The 1,404-nt window shown below is 34.9% G+C and carries 2 protein-coding genes; both read right to left on the bottom strand.

All coding sequences use genetic code 11. The annotated features are described in order from the left end of the window. Positions 1-27: 27 nt before the first annotated feature. Positions 28-966: a DDE-type integrase/transposase/recombinase gene (locus IEV57_RS19240; RefSeq protein WP_188444658.1), complete on the bottom strand. Its 939-nt coding sequence runs from the start codon at positions 964-966 to the stop codon at positions 28-30. Then, positions 963-1,346 carry a transposase gene (locus IEV57_RS19235; RefSeq protein ID WP_188444657.1) on the bottom strand — a complete coding sequence of 128 codons (384 nt, stop codon included), beginning with the start codon at positions 1,344-1,346 and terminating at the stop codon, positions 963-965. The genes IEV57_RS19240 and IEV57_RS19235 overlap by 4 nt, the downstream gene beginning before the upstream one ends. Positions 1,347-1,404: the final 58 nt, after the last annotated feature.

The following is a 1,404-nucleotide window of genomic DNA, read 5'->3' as shown; positions in this document are numbered from 1 at the left end:
TGACCTTGCCTGAATTTGGTTTACACATTAGTGTCTAGTGTCAGGTTTTGATTCTTCGTTTAATTGTATTTTTCTTCTAGGTTGTTCTGGCATCCTTGGTTTTAATTTAAGGACATAATTATGGATAACCTCTTTCCCCATTACCAATTGATTTCTAAAATCTATAGGAGACATTTTGTTTAGGATTTTCTTTTTCCTGTTGCTATTATGATCCTTAACAGCTCTATTTTGGTATTTTATCAGGTTTTGTAAGGATCTGGGTCTCCAAATGTTCAAATAGCCATTATTGATTAAGTCATTAGTCTTTTCAGCATATGGATTTTCATATGAATACATGCACATACTTTGTTTGATATTGTTCTTTTCACAAAGCGTTTTATATATGATACTTTCATATTGTTTACCTCCATCACTATGATGAATCAATCCTTTTATACTTTGTCCTTTGGACTTTGCTTTTTGTATAGCATCTCTTAAAACCTTAGCATAATTAATAGCTTCATTTGTATCAAAAGAGCCATGACCCACTATTTCCTGGCTGTAAACATCAGTGATATAAATAGTGTACATCTTCTTCTCTCCATAAAGGTAGTGTGCCATATCTCCCTGCCAGACCTGGTTGATTGCATCCAGATCCTTTTCAACCAAAAGATTAGAAAATTCTCTTGTCCCTGATTGTGTAGCTCTGCCATAACGTTTGGGGAATCTTACTCGATATCCCATATCCATAAATAGTTTGATGCTCTTATCACGACCTATAGGCAGCTTATCTCCAAAGTTTTCATACATCGACCTACAACCAGTACTAGGACATTTAATCCTTGCTTTTTTTATCTCCGCATCAGCAACCAGAGCTGCTAGGTTAGTTAAACTCGGTTTTTCTACTGATAGACGATAATAGGCCTGACGACTAAATCCCAATATTTGGCAAGCCAGTCTAACATTAAATATCCTTACACCTTTCATTTGAGCGGCGATTTTGATGCTTGATCTCCAAAATTTTTTTTTAGATCAACATCATATTCATCTGAAGCCTTTTCAACAATGATGCGATAAAGATCTGCTTCTAAGGACTTACGACCCAAAGCTGCTTCAAGATCCCTAATTCTGTTCCTTAGTTCTTGAGAAGTTTTATCTTGACTATCTTTTTCCATAACAATCCTAGTTCCTTTTTTCAAGGTACGAGAATATTTGTAAAGCCATTTATAAATAGTCTGTTTACAAACAGAATACTCACGCACTGCTTGAGCAACTGTTAACTCACAGCGTTCAACTTGACCAACAACTTGTTTTCGAATTTCTTCACTGAATAAGCGCTGTTGCTTAATTTGATATTCCTTTTTCATTTTGGTAGTGTGTTAAAACACAAACAAAATGTGACAACTTTTTTCAGGCACTATCAAT

It is taken from the genome of Belliella aquatica (assembly GCF_014637795.1).
In the GTDB taxonomy this organism is placed as follows: Bacteria; Bacteroidota; Bacteroidia; order Cytophagales; family Cyclobacteriaceae; genus Belliella; species Belliella aquatica.
Note: the sequence above shows the minus strand (reverse complement) of the source record. Positions and strands in the feature narration are given on the sequence as shown.

Excerpts from the sequence above, each read along its gene's own strand:
- IEV57_RS19240 (WP_188444658.1), bottom strand. The coding sequence starts at position 966 with ATGAAAGGTGTAAGGATATTTAATGTTAGACTGGCTTGCCAAATATTG.
- IEV57_RS19235 (WP_188444657.1), bottom strand. The coding sequence starts at position 1,346 with ATGAAAAAGGAATATCAAATTAAGCAACAGCGCTTATTCAGTGAAGAA.